This window comes from Zhongshania marina (genome assembly GCF_002915595.1).
Taxonomy (GTDB): domain Bacteria; phylum Pseudomonadota; class Gammaproteobacteria; order Pseudomonadales; family Spongiibacteraceae; genus Spongiibacter; species Spongiibacter marinus_B.
Genome location: NZ_PQGG01000034.1, coordinates 25,234 through 39,517, shown reverse-complemented (window position 1 = coordinate 39,517; position 14,284 = coordinate 25,234). Strand labels below are relative to the sequence as shown.

At 49.1% G+C, this 14,284-nt stretch carries 13 protein-coding genes; all 13 read right to left on the bottom strand.

The genetic code is table 11. The annotated features are described in order from the left end of the window. The coding region (gene ltrA, locus C0068_RS15070; protein WP_233208750.1) for a group II intron reverse transcriptase/maturase at positions 1 to 1,147 on the bottom strand (1,147 nt) is incomplete at its 3' end. Between the two features lie 793 nt (positions 1,148 to 1,940). Then, positions 1,941 to 3,212, bottom strand: a complete 1,272-nt coding sequence (locus tag C0068_RS15065) for a flagellar hook-length control protein FliK (protein ID WP_103685311.1) — start codon at positions 3,210 to 3,212, stop codon at positions 1,941 to 1,943. 124 nt (positions 3,213 to 3,336) lie between these two features. Beyond that, a complete protein-coding gene (fliJ, locus tag C0068_RS15060; protein ID WP_103685310.1) occupies positions 3,337 to 3,798 on the bottom strand; it encodes a flagellar export protein FliJ in 462 nt (153 codons plus the stop codon). Between the two features lie 36 nt (positions 3,799 to 3,834). Beyond that, complete coding sequence (gene fliI / locus C0068_RS15055; RefSeq protein ID WP_103685309.1) at positions 3,835 to 5,175, bottom strand: flagellar protein export ATPase FliI; 1,341 nt, start codon at positions 5,173 to 5,175, stop codon at positions 3,835 to 3,837. A gap of 43 nt (positions 5,176 to 5,218) precedes the next feature. Next, on the bottom strand, positions 5,219 to 5,926 hold the full coding sequence (locus C0068_RS15050; protein WP_103685308.1) for a flagellar assembly protein FliH: 708 nt from the start codon (positions 5,924 to 5,926) through the stop codon (positions 5,219 to 5,221). 45 nt (positions 5,927 to 5,971) lie between these two features. Further along, positions 5,972 to 6,991, bottom strand: coding sequence for a flagellar motor switch protein FliG (gene fliG / locus C0068_RS15045; protein WP_103685307.1), 1,020 nt, complete (start codon positions 6,989 to 6,991; stop codon positions 5,972 to 5,974). Further along, entirely contained in the window at positions 6,978 to 8,609 is a 1,632-nt protein-coding gene (gene fliF, locus C0068_RS15040; protein ID WP_103685306.1) for a flagellar basal-body MS-ring/collar protein FliF, read from the bottom strand. Before fliF ends, fliG begins: the two co-directional genes overlap by 14 nt. Before the next feature lie 39 nt (positions 8,610 to 8,648). Continuing rightward, positions 8,649 to 8,996 carry a flagellar hook-basal body complex protein FliE gene (gene fliE / locus C0068_RS15035; protein WP_103685305.1) on the bottom strand — a complete coding sequence of 116 codons (348 nt, stop codon included), beginning with the start codon at positions 8,994 to 8,996 and terminating at the stop codon, positions 8,649 to 8,651. 11 nt (positions 8,997 to 9,007) lie between these two features. Next, positions 9,008 to 10,006 carry a sigma-54 interaction domain-containing protein gene (locus tag C0068_RS15030; RefSeq protein WP_103685304.1) on the bottom strand — a complete coding sequence of 333 codons (999 nt, stop codon included), beginning with the start codon at positions 10,004 to 10,006 and terminating at the stop codon, positions 9,008 to 9,010. 508 nt (positions 10,007 to 10,514) lie between these two features. Further along, complete coding sequence (locus C0068_RS15025) at positions 10,515 to 11,609, bottom strand: sigma-54 interaction domain-containing protein (RefSeq protein WP_233208831.1); 1,095 nt, start codon at positions 11,607 to 11,609, stop codon at positions 10,515 to 10,517. Between the two features lie 253 nt (positions 11,610 to 11,862). Next, complete coding sequence (gene fliT / locus C0068_RS15020; RefSeq protein WP_103685302.1) at positions 11,863 to 12,210, bottom strand: flagellar protein FliT; 348 nt, start codon at positions 12,208 to 12,210, stop codon at positions 11,863 to 11,865. Positions 12,211 to 12,288: 78 nt separating this feature from the next. Continuing rightward, on the bottom strand, positions 12,289 to 12,714 hold the full coding sequence (fliS, locus tag C0068_RS15015) for a flagellar export chaperone FliS (RefSeq protein ID WP_103685301.1): 426 nt from the start codon (positions 12,712 to 12,714) through the stop codon (positions 12,289 to 12,291). Between the two features lie 105 nt (positions 12,715 to 12,819). Continuing rightward, positions 12,820 to 14,214: a flagellar filament capping protein FliD gene (fliD, locus tag C0068_RS15010; protein WP_103685300.1), complete on the bottom strand. Its 1,395-nt coding sequence runs from the start codon at positions 14,212 to 14,214 to the stop codon at positions 12,820 to 12,822. Between the last annotated feature and the right edge of the window lie 70 nt (positions 14,215 to 14,284).

The window sequence follows — 14,284 nt, the reverse complement described above, 5'->3', positions numbered from 1 at the left end:
TTCTTACTTTGGTTCGTGGCTTTCGCCACTGCCGCCAATAAGCCATCCGCACTCTGCGCCGAATCCAATGATCTAGGTCGACGCACAGTTGATAACAGTTGGCGATACCAAAATAATTAATCCAACCACGTATAAATTGGCTGGTTTTGAAGAGCTGATATTTCATCGACACTCCCCAGTTGCGGTTCGTTAACAGACGAATCCGCTGCTTGAATTTCAGCAGTGTTTTCGAGTGCCATTGAATACGGCCAGCCTTGAAGGTAAACCCCAAGAACTTGCTCTCACTGGTTTTAACGACGCGACTTTTATCGGTATTTACGACCAGCTTCAAACGGTTTTGCAGGTACTGGCTGATACTGTGCAGCACTCGTTCACCGGCTCGCTGACTTTTTACTATTATCGTAAAGTCATCAGCGTAGCGGGCGAACTTGTGGCCACGTTTCTCAAGTTCTTTGTCCAAAGGGTCGAGCATGATGTTCGCCAGCAGTGGCGATAATGGCCCCCCCTGCGGCACACCTTCTCGGCTCTCACCATAGAACTGGTTGTCGACAAACCCAGCTCGCAGGTACAACTTAATCAATCTCAGTAGACGTTTGTCCTTCACCTTGTCACCAAGGCGCGTCATCAGTAAATCATGATTGACTCGGTCAAAGAATTTAGACAGATCGACATCCACCGCAAAGCGGCGACCTTCCTTGATGATGTCGCGAACCTGCTTTACCGCCTGCTGCCCATTTCGATATGGCCGGAATCCGAAGCTATTGCTTGAGAAACTGGGATCGAAGATGGGCGTAAGGACTTGGGCAATGGCTTGCTGGATCACACGGTCACAAACGGTTGGAATTCCCAGTTGGCGAGTACCGCCATCGGGTTTATCAATTTCAACACGCCGAACTGGTGATGGTTTGTACCGACCTGTTGCCAGCTCGGTAGTCACCCTAGGCCAGTGGCCAGCTCGTGCCCATACGGGAAATTCGTCGATGGTAATGCCATCAACGCCCGCAGCCCCTTTATTAGCTTGAACGCGCTTCCATGCCGCAGAGAGATTTTCCCGCTGTAGCACACGCTCAAATAGATCGTTACCAAAGGCTGGCTTCAGATCACTACGCTGAGTCACGTCATCGCCAGACGGCGTTCGTGCGTTCAAGTGTGACAAGGCTCCTCCTTTATTCTCAATGTTCAGGCCTTCACCTTGTCCCACCCATTACGATGGGCATTTGGCTACTATGCCTTCTGCTGACTTCTGCTTAATCACCGCCAGAGTTGCCCCTGCCAGCGCTATCGGTTTGTATCTCGTTCGCTCTCCATTGGCGATACACTCAGTGGAGCCAAGGCACTTATTAACCAGAGCCTTACTGGTAGTTTACCGATCGCTTGTTAAGCAGATCTCCCCAGATAAGAGCATGAACTGTCCCCGCGCAACTGCATCCTTTACGGTGGCCGTTAGATCACATGGCTTCGTCGTCTTGTGCCAACTCGCCTCCAGCCTACGCCTCATATGATGTTCTTGTTCATCAGTTCGCGGTTTTGCGTCCGGCTTCCTTCAGACCAGACCTCGCGGTCAAGCCCTTGCCATTCGCTAGTAGTTAACATCTGATAACGATCATAAATCGCTAAGGATGGTGACCTTCCTACAGAGGACTTTCACCTCATTAGTTCATGCCCATGCTGGGCGTACACAAGGGTAGGCAAAATCGCCCGCAAAAAGCGCGGGCTGGACTCGCTAACGCTCGCCTTTGCTACCGGCGTTAACTTCTACGGAGAGATCAGTGAATATTCGTATAGTAAAGATTTTATATGTACAACTCTCCCAATACAGAAATAAAGAGAAGGTTTTTCCGCTCATTAGAGAAGACTTGGAGCGTGGAGCTTTTAAAAGTAAAAACCTAGGCCCAGTGACAGGCAAACGTCAGACTTCCGACACCCGCCCCCAAAAAGCCCTAGGCATAATAATCCACACCACTACCATTCACCGAAATGCTTGCAGTTAAAGCCTGCTCATCAGCAGTCGTGTTGGTGTCAATGGTGTTTTGAGCTGTATTTCCACGGCCATTATTATTGGCGTTTGCGCGCTCTTCGGCAGATTTACCAGCAAACTGCTGACCGTTATTTGCCGCAGAACCATCATTTAAGTTTGGGTTGTGCGTTACTTTTACTTCTTCCAACTTCAAACCTTGGTTTTCCATCCCGCTATGCAAGCGCGGCATCATTTTCTCTACCAATTCGGATGTGTCTTTATTCTGGGCCTGTATTTGCACCGAGGTACTATCACCGTCTACCGACAATTGGACATGGATGCTGCCCAACTCGGCTGGGTGAAGCTGCATGGTGGCCGTGTGTACACCGCTGCCTGCCATCCATGAAATTCGGGCAGACATTGCCTGAGTCCAGGCCGGATCAGTCAGGGCGTTCTGAGTCACTGCGAATGTCACCGGTGCTTTAGGCGCAGCATTGTCTGACGCCTTTAGTTGTGAGCTAGGGGAAAACTCCAAGCCAGCTTCAGCCTCAGTAATAAGTTCAAGCGACTGACTGGCTGCTTTCACACCGGGTACAGTGGCAGCGACGGAGCTAAGTTGCATTGCGCTCGCAAAGCTTGAACTCGATTTACTTACATCGCTAGCAGTGCTGGTTGTAAGGTTTGCTGTTAATTGGGTATCGGCTTTTTTATCTGCCTTAACTTGCAGCTGAGACAGGATTTCACCGCCCTCTTCAGCCGGTTGAGCATCAAGCTCCATAGACTTTTCTGTGGGGATTTGAAGTTTAAGCGGCGTCGTTTTCACTTCCGCGCCGCTATTTGCTAAAGGCGATGCGCCTGGCAAAGTGGATTTTCTAGCCCAATCAATTTGCGATTGCTGCCAAGTAACAAGCACTTCGCTTTCTTCTCCCTCTTGTAATAGAGAAGCGTCACCTGCATTTTCATCTACAAGCGGCAGTTCTTCGCCGCTTAACTGCGTATTCTTGCCGCTAAAACCTAAGTCCGTTAAGGAATCAGAAAAGATATCTATATCTGCACTAAGTTGATCATTCTCTGAGCTGTCTACCAAATCTACATCATCAAGCGATACCGCTTTTTGCGCGGTGCCAAGCAGAATATTAAACGGCGTAGCCGCCTGCGCCTGACTATCTGCAGGGCCGCCAGCCAGCGGGCTCTGGGGGCCTGCCTTCGCGCTAGCTTCTGGTTTCACTAAGGCCGAACTTATTACGTTCTGCATGATGTATGACCTGTTTCCTAGGTTAAATAATGTATCTAAAAGCAATTAATAAAGTAAATTTTTAGTACATTTTTTAAAATTCTATTTTTCTTCACTGCCGCTTTAACTTCGATAACAGCAATATTTATGCCATTGCATTATTCTGCCGCATAGACCAAACAAAACGCTGACTGCTGAGATCATCTGCCAAGCGCTGCTCCGTTGCCTCTGCCTGACATAATTCTTGATGAATATAGCGCTCGGTGAGCTTTTGCATACTCATGGCGCGTCTGCGGCTGTCCATCCAGTGTTTGCGATCTTCCTTCATCACCAGCTCAGCCTTGCGTATTACTTCTCTTTGTTGCGATATAGCTGCAGACAATTTGGCCATAAAAGCGCGGGATTCCTGCATACGGCTAATGTCTAAAAAGCCACCCGTTACTTTGCGGCTGGCTTCGGCGTACTCTTGATAATACTGCTTTAATTCCGCTAGTTTCTGTTGTTGCGCTTCGCAGTGCTGCTGACTTTTCGCGAATTTATTAGCTTGTTCCTGCTCTTCTCGTTCCGCAAGACTATTAACGGTTTGCATGCGTTTGGATTTTTTCATTTTCAAACCTCGTGAAAACCTAAGCGAAAATTTACATTAACCTTCAAGCAACACATTCAACTGATCTAGAGAGCTGTCAAAGCCTTCTGATTCGTCGTAAGCCTGCTGTAAAAACTTCACCATCTTGGGCCATACGGATACCGCTTCATCTAAACGCGCATCACTTCCGCGCTGATAGGCCCCTATGGTGATCAAGTCTTTATTCTGCTGATATAAAGAATACATCTGCCGAAAATACCGCACCTGATCTTGGTGGCTTTTGTCCGTCACGTCATTCATGGCTCGGCTCACCGATCGCTCTATATCTATTGCCGGAAAATGCCCCGCATCGGCAAGCGCTCGCGACAAGACCACATGGCCATCTAGTATCGCGCGGGCCGAATCCACAATCGGATCATTCTGATCGTCACCCTCGGCAAGCACGGTATAAAACGCCGTAATCGAGCCGCCACCTGCGGCGCCGTTACCCGCTCGCTCTACTAAGGCTGGTAAGCGCGCAAATACTGATGGCGGATAACCCTTAGTTGCCGGTGGTTCACCTGTGGCCAGCGCAACCTCACGTTGAGCTTGAGCGAAACGGGTGAGAGAATCCATAAGTAGTAACACCTGCTTACCCTGATCGCGGAAGTGTTCTGCAATAGATGTTGCCAGCCAAGCGCCGCGCATACGCATCAATGGCGGATGATCCGCTGGAGTGGCAATTACCACCGCTCGCTTCATATCCTCGGTGCCAAGAATACTGTCGATAAATTCTTTTACTTCGCGGCCACGTTCACCAATTAGCGCCACCACCACTACATCGGCTTCGGTAAATCGGGTCATCATGCCTAGCAGAACACTTTTACCGACGCCGCTGCCCGCGAACAAGCCAAGGCGCTGACCGCGACCAACGGTAAGCAATGAGTTAATTGAACGCACGCCAACGTCTAGCGGCTCTCTTATAGGCTGTCGTAGCAAGGGGTTTATCGGCACACCGGAGATAGATCGCGTTTCACTGCACTGCAGCGGGCCGCGCCCATCTAGCGGTTTGGCGGCGCCATCTAATACTCGACCTAATAGACCATCACCCACGGGAAAATCTGAGCCCTTGGCGATGGGAATCACGCGGGCATTGGGCATAACGCCACGCAGCTCGCCGGTAGGCATGAGTAATATTTTATCGGTTGCAAAGCCAACCACTTCGGTTTCTAACCATTCGCCATCTGCCGCCTCAACTAGGCAATACGCCCCAACTGGTGCTTTGCAGCCAACGGCTTCTAACATGGTGCCGACCACACGCTTTAATTGCCCCTCTACAACGGGGCGGTCTGAGCCGCTAAGACGTTGGCGATACTGGGCAAACTTAGCGCTTAAAGGACTGTGATCAGTTAATGTCATTTGCTTCTCTTTTATTTTGCTACGCCATAATTAGCGAGTGTGATCAGCCCGACGGCAATTCAGACTGCTCACCAAGCATTTCTGCCGTAATACGCTGCAGACGAGTTTCAAGTTCTTCGTCTATGCGCGAACAGTCATTGCTAATCCGACAGCCACCACGGCTAAGCGCTGGGTCTTCGATTAGCTGCCAAGAGGTATCGATGGCTTCGCCGCGCTCCGCTGCCAAATTCCGCAGCACTTCTACATCGGCGGGGTTAAGATAAATACTTAAGTCACCACTGCTTACCGGCAAGGCCTCTATCGCTTGGTGTACTAAATTTTCTATTAACTCTGGCCTAACACTTAACTCATGTCGCAAAAGCTGACGGGCCAAGCTCAGGGTCATCGAGAATAGCTCTCGCTCTAATTCGGTATCAATCCATTGCTTAGGCTCACGCAGCGCTGCCATCGCCAATTGCAACTGCTGGCTTTGTTCAGCAAGAATTCGTTTCGCCTCGGCCTGCCCCTCGGCCAAGCCTTGCTGATAGCCTTCGTTCTTTGCATTTTCGCGGGCAAGGGCCAATTCGTTCTCTAATGCGTTTTGGGCTGAGGCCTCATGTTGCGACGGCGCTTGATTCGCCACCGCACCACTAACCCGCGGCGGCACCCAACTCTTATAGGCAGGGGTGTCGCTCACTGTAGGCGGCTCTGCCTCCGCAACTATATCGTCAGAAATTACCCGCGGATTGAAGACCTGAAACACATCTGCCATGACTACCTCTTACTGAGACTCACGCCTTCAAATTTGCTGTGAACATTACACGTAGTCATCGTCACCGCGACCTAAATCAATCTGCCCTGCGTCCGCCAGTTTTCTGGCAACCGCCAAGATATCTTTCTGCGCCGCCTCAACATCGCTGAGCTTTATAGGGCCTCGCGATTCCATGTCTTCTATGAGCATTTCTCGGGCGCGTTTAGACATATTGCCCATTATTTTTTCTTTTACCTGCTCGTCAGCGCCTTTAAGGGCCAGCGGCAATACATCTGAGCCCACTTCGCGCAGTAACAACTGTATGCCCTTGTCAGGAATATTCACGAGATTACCGAACACAAACATAAGGTCTTGTATGCGCTCAGACAGGGTTTGATTTTCCTTGGCGACCGCTTCCAGTATCCGCGTTTCGGAATCTGGATCGAGGCCATTCATAATGCCGGCGACGGTCATAGCGCCATCGATTTTGCGATTTTTAAAGGTCGCCGTGACCGACAATTTTTTCTTCAATACCGCCTGCAGTTGACGCATCGCCGATTGCGGAATGGTTTGCATATTGGCTATGCGCAGTACAATGTCGTCCTGCAAGGCTGCTGGCATTTGTTTGAGTACGGCCACGGCCTGAGCCTGATCCATATGTGCCATCGTAATGGCAATAATCTGCGGGTGCTCATCCTGCAACATATGCAGCAGGGCCTCTGGCTCCAACCAGCGCAGGGAACTCATTTCTTGGGACTCTTCATCGCCCAACACTCGGTCCGCTAAGGTCGTGCCTTTTTGATCGCCCAAGGTTGATGTAAATAGCTTACGAACATAGCCCTGCACACCCACACCCAGTGAGGTCTCTTGATGCAAGGCGCTGCGAAAATCATCCACCACCGCTTCTGCTAGACGATTATCGACACTGCGAATTGAGGCCATCGCCGTTCCAATTCGCTCTACCTCATAGGGCTCTACAAACTTCAATACTTTAGAAGCCTGCTCTTCCCCCAGCATCAGTAAAAACAAAGCCGCTTTTTCGCTACCGCTACTTCCGGAGTTACTTGCCATTTCAGGATTTGCCATTTTCTTCTGCCACCCATTTTTTCATTACTTGAGCAACTCGCTGGGGATTTTCGTCCACCACTGAGCGCACCTCGGTCATTTTGTCTTCAAATCCCATCCGTCCTGCGATTGGCGGAGCACCTAAGGCTGCAATGGCGGGATGCAAAACCTCACCACTCACCCCATCTTCGCCACCCTCCGGCAATGCGCGTGGCGCGGCCTGTGCGCCGTTAATTTGCGCTTGCATTAGGCTGCGCATCCCAGGGCGCAATATGGCAAAGATAATAAATAGCACCCCAATGCCCACCAAAGATTGCTTAACCAAGTTTGCAAACCAAGGCAGCTCCCAGAAGCCCGGCTCACTCATATCCATTTCTGTATTTTCTACTGGTCTAAAGTCAGCAGACACCACGGTAACGCGGTCGCCGCGAGCGGCGTCAAAACCAATGGCATCGCGAACCAGTAAATTCAACTTCTCTAATTCTGTCGGCGACACCTCTACTGTAATCGCCTTGCCTTCTTCATCGGTGCTTTGGCGGTTGGCCACCACAACGGCCACTGAAAGACGGCGAACCATACCTGTTGGCGTTGATGAGTGATTTAGAATTCGCTCAATTTCGTAATTGCGTACAATCGAGCGATTACCCGCCTCTGCCTTAGCTTGCTCAGTATTCGCGCCATCTGCAGGCGGCTGATTACTTAACGCGCCGGGAACACCGCTGGCATTGGCGTTCACATTGCCACCCACTTGCTCGTTTATTTGTTCGCTGCGTACAACCTTGCTTTCAGGGCTCCAACTTTCGCGGCTCTCTTCCACGCTAGAAAAATCAATGTCTGCGGCGACCTTCACCCTAACCTGTCCGGCGTCAGCGAGGGGGCCAAGCAACTCTTCAATATTTTGCTGATATGATTCCTCGATACGCTGACGATAAGTAAACTGTCGAGAGCTAAGCCCTAAATCATCCTTATCACCTTGATACGAAAGCTGTTGCCCTTGCTGATCTACCACCGTAACTTGTTCCGGTGCCAAACCGCTGATACTAGATGCAACCAAATTCACAATCGCGCCGACATTCTGCTTGTCGATAATACTGCCGGGAAAAACATCCAACATAATTGATGCGCTGGCGGCCTTGCGATCACGCACAAATACCGACTGCTTAGGAATAGCCAAGTGAACACGGGCTTTGCGAACCTGATGCATACTCTCAATAGTGCGGGCTAACTCTTGCTCTAAAGCGTAGTGAAATTTCTTAGACTGCATAAACTCACTAACACCAAAGCCCTGCTCCTGTTCGAGCATTGCCATACCAGATCCGTCGCGCATGACTCCCTGACCAGCCAATTTAATACGAGCATCGTGTAATTGCTTAGATGGCACCATGATAGAGCCAGTGCTGTCTTGAATCTTATAAGGGATACCCGCAGCGTTCAGTGCATCTACCACGCCAGCGGCGCGCTGCGGCTCAACATTCGCATACAAGGTGCGAAAATCGCTGCCCTGTGACCACATGACTGCCGCCACACCCACCGCGACGCTGGCGGCAATCCCAACCAGAATGAGCAACTGACGCAATACATCATTGCTCGCCAGCTGAGCCAATAAATTGGCGGTCGGATTCGCTTTGGTTTCAGCCATGATGATTCTCCGCCTGTACTCTTACGCTATTCGCTGCCATTACATCGACATCCTCATCACTTCTTGATAGGCATCCACAAACTTATTACGTACTTCTACCATCGCCTTAAAACTAACGTCAGACTTCTGCAGATTAACCATTACCTGGGTCAAACTTACATCGTCGTCACCGCGCTCAAACGCCGCCGCCAAGGCTCCGGCATTCTTTTGGGTCGCGTTAACCGCGTCGATGGACTGCTTCAGCATTGACGAGAAATCAACCTTGGGAGTAGCACCAACATTAATGGCACCTAGGCTATTAACATCTCCCTCTGGTCGCGCAATCGCAGTTTGGTCCCGCAGGGAGCGAATTTGGCTAAGAATCTGATCTACTTTCATATCCGACATTATTTTTCTCCTTAACCCGCGATATAACTTTGCTCACGTAGCCGCGCCAATTTGTAACGCAGGGTACGTGGACTAATACCGAGGATTTCGGCGGCTTCTTTTTTAGAACGACCAGCTCTTAGGGCATCGCTGATCACCCGGCGCTCTTGATCACGCATATAGCCATTTAGCACACCACTGCTATCGCTTACATTGCTAGCTTCACGTGTTAACGCGGACTCAGCACCGTCAAAGTGCTCTTCAAAATCACTAATAAAGCTCAGACCAGTTTCAAACTGAATATCTCGATCTGTAATTTGCTCTTGTTGACGAAGTATTAGGGCGCGCTGAATAACATTATCTAATTCCCTAACATTACCTGGCCACGCATAGCCAAGCAGCTTATTGACTGCATCTTCAGTTAGCATCGCAGCGGCATCGCTGACACTGCTATCGCGACCTAGGAAATGCTGTGCCAAAGGAATAATATCGCCACGACGATCAGCCAGGCTTGGAATAAATATGGGGAAAACATTCAGGCGATAAAACAAGTCTTCACGGAAGTCACCATCCCTTACCGCAGCGCGAACATCGCGGTTGCTGGTGGCAATAACCCTAACATCAAGCTGCAAGGTTTTGCGGCTACCCAAACGCTCCAGCTCACGTTCCTGCAATACCCGCAGTAATTTACTTTGCAGGCCAAGATCCATTTCAGAGATTTCGTCAAGCAGCAGGGTACCCCCCTGCGCCTGCTCAAACTTACCGGTATGACTATTAATAGCGCCGGTGAATGCGCCTTTCTCGTAGCCAAACAACATGGCTTCAAGCATATTTTCTGGAATGGCGGCGCAGTTCAAAGCGATGAATGGCCCATCTGCACGACGTGACTGCGAGTGGATATAGCGCGCATAGACTTCCTTACCCGCGCCACTCTTTCCGCTAATCAATACGGTCGCATCGGTCTTTGCTACGCGAGCCGCTAAATCACGCACCGCTTTCGATGCCTTGTCGGCAACAATCAAATCAGCCATTTTTATGACCTCCAACTACGACAGCATTCCGCGACGACATGCTCTTTACTATCAATAGCTCAGCAGACAAACGTTGCGCGGCATACATAATTTCCTGATGGCAGAGGTCAAGATGGCGAGTAAGCGCCGAATCAAAATGGGGGTTCTTGTTGTTATCTCTGCTCATAATCCTAGACTCGTATTTGATATCTATGGACTGTAAAGCAATCGCCATGCCACTAAAATTTATCATTTAAATACAATGACTTACAAAAACAAATAGAAAATATGACGGTTTTTTGGCGGGGTAAATTTATTATTTTTTTAAAATATAATTAGCTTTTTCGCAGAGTATTGCCTGAAAAAATTTAATCCAACAGGCAGATCATCAAGGCATTCGTCGCGCTCGACAATTGCAGTTATTTCTACATAAAAAATTAAGAAAGGAGAAACACAGATAAAGACCGCGATTGCATTGCGCAAAAGCGTTTATTTCGAGAAAGAATCGATATGGCGAGTATTGGCAGAACTACAGCACGCCTAGCTTTTTCATTTTTTCTGCCAAGGTTGTGCGCTGCAAACCCAACAATTGCGCGGCGCGGGTAATCACCCCATCCTCTTTACGCAGGGCTTCAGATATAAACCACTGTTCAATTTCTTGCAGATAGGACTTTAAATCAATGCCGTCTTCTGGAAGTGGCGGTTTTCCATTAGCAGACTCAACAGAAAATACTACTTCACTATCGTCTTCTTGAGGACGTGCCAGCAAGGATGCCATCAGCGCATCCTGATCTTCACGCTCCTCATCATCATCAAGGTCGACAACACCCATGGTGCGAAATTGCTTAGGCAGGTCATTCATACTCACCAGCTTACCGCTGTGAGTAATCGCAAGACGCTCCATGAGGTTTTCTAGTTCACGTATATTCCCAGGCCAACCGTAAAGTTTTAAGGCCCGCATAGCACTGGCGGAAAAGCGCGGGGTACGCATACCTTTGGCTTCGAGCTTTTCCATAAAGATAGACATCAATGTTGCCACGTCCTCGGTGTGCTCACGCAATGCCGGAACTTCGATAGGAAATACATCTAGGCGATAAAATAGATCTTCGCGGAAAGTGCCCTCTTTAACCATTTCTTCAAGGTTGCGATGCGTTGCCGCAAGGATACGCACATTGCAGCGCTTTGTGTCGTTGCTGCCAACACGCTCAAAACAACGCTCTTGTAAAACACGTAGCAATTTAACCTGCATCGGCAAACTCATATCGCCGATTTCATCTAAAAAAAGTGTACCGCCTTCGGCCAGTTCAAAACGTCCCTGACGGGTGGCAATTGCGCCGGTAAACGCACCCTTCTCATGGCCAAATAATTCGCTTTCAAGCAGATCAGCAGGGATTGCACCGCAGTTTACCGGCACAAAGGCCTTGGACGCGCGTGGCGATGCGTCGTGAATACGGCGGGCAACAACCTCTTTACCACTGCCAGACTCACCGCGAATAAGTACCAAGGTGTCGAAGGTCGATACCTGAGAAATCAATTCATCAAGATCGCGCATCGCTCGTGACTCCATTGTCTTCTTGGCAACCAGATCGTAACCGTCTGAGATCAATTTTTTATTCTGTTGCATTGAAAGTCCGCTCATTCAATGAAAATAGCACCCGAAAGGTCTTTTAAATGGGGCTCGAAGCAATGCTTAAATAAAAGCTCGCATTGCCAGTGTTGCTATAATGCAAAAAAACAGGCGGTGATGGGTATACGTGAATGTCCTAGGTTTCTAGATCAATCTAGGACTGGGGTGAAAGCAGCGACAGCGGAGAAGCTGTGCCTCATTGCCCAAAAATAAGCGATCGTTCAGGAATCATGGGCGTTTGCGGAGTACATTACATTGACGTGTTGCTTAAGTAGCGATCTACATTGCGAATATTACGGCAAGACTGATTTGCCTGCTGCGACAGGGTGCCACGTTGACGATACAACATGCTGGTCACCTCTTTGTCGACGTTTAACATAGTCTCAATAGCGCTGGCTACCGCACTACTCTCTGCGGGGCTACAGGGCATGGCAAAGAACTCATCCATCATCGCGCGGCGGCGACGCTGCTCACTAAGCGCTGCAGCCCAATCGTCTTGTTCAGCCAGCTCACGTATTTGCTCAGTAAGCATAAGTAGGGCCTGCAAGCCTTGCTGTCTGGCGGTAAGTGCGGTCGAGATATGTTCTATATTATTCATTCTTCACCTTTAAAGCTGCTCCACCCACGACCTGCGCGCCGCAGGCAGAGCAAATTTTAAGCCTTCGTATTGGCAAGCTTACATCGTTAATGAAGCCATCGCTTGCTCACCTTGAAGGCCATCAGGTATTGCGTCCCAAGCTTCTTTCAGCTCGCGCAATAGTGATGAAACTTCATCCAAACCGGCAGTGTCATTATTGATATTGGCTAGTAAAAGACGCCGATTCATATAGTCGTATAAGTTTTCTAGATTGTCGCTCATGTCTGAATCAATATTATGATCCAAGCTCATCCGCAAGCCGTCGATGATCGACATCGCACGATTCACGGCATTGACCTTTTGCGGTACGTCGCGGCGCTGCATGTGGCCCTTAGCGATTGCGAGACGATCTAATGCGCCATCCATTAAAAGCTGTATTAAGCGGTGCGGACTCGCCGCCGACACCCTAGATTGAGCACCTACTGATGCGTATGCCTGAGTCGCCCTAGCTGCTGAATAGCTCATATTATTTCCTCTTGATAAGCCCCTTTGCTTATCCTAATTGACGACTTTTCGGCGATTTTCTTTAGCGTTTTATCAGCGTATTTATACGTATACAAAATGAAATTACTAATCTTTATAGACAGAGCCCGGCAAGTTCGCCAACTGCTGGGTCAGAAATTCGCCGGTAGAATTAAGCTGCCCAAGCAAGCTGTCTAAGGCGCTAAATTGCGCCTGATAGCGCGCCTCAATACCTACAATGCGAGCCTCTAAGGCCTCGCGCTGCTGGTTTATACGTTTCACTTCGCTATTCAGGCCGTCGGTACGATTAGACAAAATACCGCCACTCGCGGTTAGGTTACCGATTAAGCTGTCTAGCCTTACTGCATAACCTGATTCGCTTGAAAAAATGCCGCTTAATTTATCAAAGTCTGAACTAATCACGTCAGCGAATTTTGTGGAATCAATCACCAGCTTATTTTTATCGCCGGTGGTAATACCCAGTTCCGCCAAGGAATCTAGCTCGGTATCCAATCCACCCACGATACTGCCCATTTCTTTACGCAATTGATTGGCAATATTGCGGGTGGCGGAATCACCCTGCAAAAGACCGGCGGTTTTCGACTCGGCGTTATAGGCGGTAAGATCATTTATTGTTGTCATCAAAGAATTGTAGTTGCTGACAAAACCTTCAACTGCAGTCTTAATAGACTTAGTATCAACCTGAACCTTAAGGCTTAAGCTCTCTCCAGGTAGGGCCTTTTTAAGGTCTAAGCTAACACCTTCAATCATTCCCTCTATTTTTGTGTTGGCACTGGTTTGGGTAAAGCCGTCGATAATCACAATCGAGTCTAATGCCTCGGCCTTCTCACTCATCGAACTCAGTTGCACGCCCAGGTTGGTATCGTAGGCCAACTGGCTAAGATCGCCACTTGCACCGTTGCTAACTGCGATATTCACCGCATTTTCGACGCCGGTTTTAGTCGCTGAAAATACGAGATGGGCACCGTCTTGATCATTAATAATTGAAGCGGTAACACCGCTGTTATCTGAGGCGGTATTCACCGCATCGCGGATATCCGCCAAACTATTGGCGTCATCTGCAATGGCAACAGAAAATGACTCCCCATTAATCGTAAAGGTCATTTCTCCGCTGCCAACACTGGTATTGCTGTCAGTATATGCCTGAGAGGCAATTTTATGACTGGTGGCCAATTGCTCTACTTTAACTGAATAGCTGCCTGGCGCCGCGCTTGCACTTGTTGTTGCAGAAAAGACCGTCGAATCAGATATCGTTGCGGTTCGCTTGGTGTAATTGTCAGCGTTTTTGAGGGTGCTGAGACTGGATTGAAAATTTGTCAGCGCTGATTTTAAAGAACCAAAGGCGGATAGCCGCGCCTGAATCAGCGATTCTTTTGAATTAAGTCGATTCTCCGTTGGCGCACGCTCTGCGGATACCAGCTGTGAAACGATATTATTAATATCGAGTCCCGACCCGATTCCCGACGCTGTTATTGAAGCCATGGTATCTCCCGACGCGCAGTATCATCATAAAAACGATTCAGCTATGTCGATAAATTATGCGTTTATATAC